We start from the raw sequence: 2,647 nt of genomic DNA on the forward strand, positions 1-2,647 counted from the left end.
ACGTTAGGTGGCTCTCCTTTTTGTCTAACTAAAACTATCGTATATTTTTTGCTTTGAACAAGCCTGTTTAAATATCTCTCTAAAGCGAAATTTGGCACACCCGCCATTAAAGGGTTTGCAACGGAGTTTTCAAGTATGGATTTGTTTTTTCTTGTTAGTTGAATATTTAAAAATTCGGCTATCTCTTTTGCCTTGCCTATTTTTAATTCATCATTATTTACCTCATAAATTTCAAAAAAAGAGCCAACTTCCATTAAAACAACGGTATTGTCACCATATTTTTTTTCAAAAAAACTCTGCAAATCAAAATAGATCTGTGTTAAAAGCTTTTTTTTATCGTTTAATAGATCATTTAACTTCTTAAACTCGATCTCCAAATCAAATATTCCTTTTTAGTATATTTATTACTTATTATATCGAAGCTTTGGTATAATTTTTATTATTTTTAAAAGGAATATGATGAAACTTTGCATTGCACTAGATCTTCCCAAGAAAAAAGAAAATATCAAATTGGCAAAAGAGTTAAAAGATTTTGATATTTGGTTGAAAGTTGGACTTAGAAGCTATATTAGAGACGGGAAAGATTTTATTAAAGAGTTAAAAGATATAAACGAAAATTTTAAAATATTTCTTGATTTAAAACTTTATGATATTCCAAACACTATGGCAGATGCCGCAGAAGAGATCGCAAAAATCGGTATAGATATGTTTAATATCCATGCAAGTGCCGGAGAAAGTGCTATGAGGGAGGTGGTAAAAAGAGTAAAATCCATTCCAAACCCTCCAATAATTTTGGCCGTGACGGTTTTAACAAGCTTTGATAATGAAAGTTTCAAAAAAATTTATAACGCCGATATCAAAAAAAAGGCTTTAGAGTTTGCCAAAATGGCTTATGAAAACTCCTTAGACGGAGTTGTATGTTCTGTATATGAGAGTAAACTTATAAAAAATAACACTTCTAAAGATTTTTTAACTTTAACTCCCGGGATAAGGCCTTTCAAAGAAGAGAGTAACGATCAAAAAAGAGTAGCTGACCTTAAAGCTGCAAAAGAGAATTTAAGTGATTTTATAGTAGTTGGAAGGCCGGTATATAAAGCAAAAAATCCTAAAGAAGTAGTCAAAAAGATATTGACAAATATTTAAAAATTACCTATAATTTCAATCCTCTTGGACAGGTGGGTGAGCTGGCTGAAACCACCTCCCTGCTAAGGAGGCGTGTCCGTAAGGGCACCGCGGGTTCGAATCCCGCCCTGTCCGCCATAAAATCTAAAAATATTCTTCATATATTTTTTCTATAGCCTCTTTTGCTCCGGTTTTTATAGCAATGTCGCAATCTTGATAATCTCTTGGATTAACTCTTATCAATGGAGCATCAAATTCCCGCGCGATCAATTCTGAGGTCATTCTAACGGTTGGGACAGCAACTCCGGCACCAAATTCTAAAATAACTAAGTTTTTATATGCTTTATTTAAAAAGCTTTCAAAATACTCCTTTTGAATCTCTTCTTTTTTGCTTACCCAGCCAAAATCTCCAAACATTAAAATATTTGGTCTTGCTAAATTATTACATTTTGGACATTTTGGCAAAGGATCAAGAGCCCTAAAATTTTTCTCATCAATATCTATATTTTCCCTATTTTCCCAAACCTCATCGCAACAAGGAATAGTGCATTGAAGATAATGGATACTTCCATGCACCTCGTCGATCCTATTTTGGCTAAAACCAGCCTTTTGAAACTGCCCATCAACATTTGAAGTAAATACAAAATAATCTTTTTTATTTCTTGCTATCTCTAAAAGCTTATAAAATCCAATATGGGGCTTAGTTTTTCTATAGAGATTTAATCTATGTCCATAAAAGGCCCAAGCAAGATATGGATCTTTTTTAAACCAAAACGGGTTTGCAAGCTCTTCAAAAGAGAGATTTAGTTTTTTTGCGATTGGGTAAGCCTTCCAAAACCCCTCCTTACCTCTAAAATCAGGAAGCCCGCTATCTACGCCCATTCCGGCACCAGCGGTAATTAGTAAAAAGTCTTTATCTTTGATTAGTTTTGCAACTTTTTTAAACATTTTTTCTCCAAAATAAGCTATAATCTCTAAAAAAATATTTTAGGAAAAAATATGAATAAAAAGCAATATTTAACAGCGGCAATAATATTTTTGATTTTAACTTTGGGAGTAATGGCGGGAAAATTTTTGGCTATTTATCTAACAAAATAGCATCAACCCATAAACTCTTCAACGATATCTTTCAATTTTTTCTGGATATTTGGATGTTTTAACATACTAATCACCCTTTTTTCTATCTGCCTTACTCTCTCCCTTGAGACACCAAGAAGCTCTCCTATTTCTTGCAATGTATATTCATTATTGCAATGAGGATTTTCGTCTAAAAATTCATTTATAATTTTTGCCCTTTCATCTGGACTTTCAATACCCTCAACTATCTTTTTCATCTTTTCATAACATTCATGCATAGTAAATATCCTCTTTTTGATATTTACAAATACTTTATCATATTTTATATAAAATTTGGATTTTAAAAAATAAGCTAAATGATTTAAAAAATGAGGTAAAAGAAGATAAAATACATGGTAGCTGGGGACGGACTTGAACCGTCGACCTCCGGCTTATGAGGAAAATAATA

4 protein-coding genes and 1 tRNA gene are annotated in these 2,647 nt (G+C 32.2%); 2 read left to right on the forward strand and 3 right to left on the reverse strand.

Annotated elements, in window-relative coordinates; all coding sequences use genetic code 11:
• On the reverse strand, nucleotides 1-371 hold a 371-nt coding region (locus tag AC30RD_RS08200), incomplete at its 3' end, for a MutS N-terminal domain-containing protein (RefSeq protein ID WP_489493995.1).
• 88 nt (nucleotides 372-459) lie between these two features.
• On the opposite strand from AC30RD_RS08200, the gene pyrF reads away from it, so the two are divergent.
• Nucleotides 460-1,143: an orotidine-5'-phosphate decarboxylase gene (pyrF, locus tag AC30RD_RS08205; RefSeq protein ID WP_489493991.1), complete on the forward strand. Its 684-nt coding sequence runs from the start codon at nucleotides 460-462 to the stop codon at nucleotides 1,141-1,143.
• A gap of 26 nt (nucleotides 1,144-1,169) precedes the next feature.
• Nucleotides 1,170-1,260: transfer RNA gene (locus AC30RD_RS08210), tRNA-Ser, on the forward strand.
• Nucleotides 1,261-1,266: 6 nt separating this feature from the next.
• On the opposite strand, the gene AC30RD_RS08215 is transcribed toward AC30RD_RS08210, so the two are convergent.
• Together AC30RD_RS08215 and AC30RD_RS08220 are read right to left on the reverse strand one after the other, a co-directional pair.
• The gene (locus AC30RD_RS08215; protein WP_489493992.1) at nucleotides 1,267-2,070 is read right to left on the reverse strand and encodes an SIR2 family NAD-dependent protein deacylase; all 804 of its coding nucleotides are present in this window, start codon (nucleotides 2,068-2,070) and stop codon (nucleotides 1,267-1,269) included.
• Nucleotides 2,071-2,222: 152 nt separating this feature from the next.
• Nucleotides 2,223-2,477, reverse strand: coding sequence for a sigma factor-like helix-turn-helix DNA-binding protein (locus AC30RD_RS08220; RefSeq protein WP_489493994.1), 255 nt, complete (start codon nucleotides 2,475-2,477; stop codon nucleotides 2,223-2,225).
• Nucleotides 2,478-2,647 lie beyond the last annotated feature (170 nt).

Source organism: Nitrosophilus sp. (assembly GCF_982775275.1).